At 51.3% G+C, this 226-nt stretch carries 1 protein-coding gene; it reads right to left on the bottom strand.

Annotation, left to right across the window (positions count from 1 at the left end):
• Positions 1-197: nucleoside recognition domain-containing protein (locus CWC18_RS20885; RefSeq protein ID WP_434063451.1), on the bottom strand; the 197-nt coding region annotated here is incomplete at its 3' end.
• Positions 198-226 lie beyond the last annotated feature (29 nt).

Genomic DNA, 226 nt, shown 5'->3' with positions numbered 1-226 from the left:
GTATTCTTTTCTTTGTCAGTCAACTCATCACTATCAGCGAGGCCTTTGGTCATACCGGCACCGACATCAGTGGACTGGAGACTACCAATCAGGGCCAGACCCACCGTTCCTGGCACCCCCATCAAAGGCCGAAGCAAAGGTGTCAGCAGTTTTCGTGCAGCTCTTAGAGCACCATAATGCTCCAGCACATTGATCATACCCAGGGAAAACATACAGGTAGGCACCA

Source organism: Pseudoalteromonas aurantia (genome assembly GCF_005886875.1).
GTDB lineage: Bacteria > Pseudomonadota > Gammaproteobacteria > Enterobacterales > Alteromonadaceae > Pseudoalteromonas > Pseudoalteromonas aurantia_A.
This window is presented reverse-complemented; position numbering and strand designations above follow the sequence as displayed.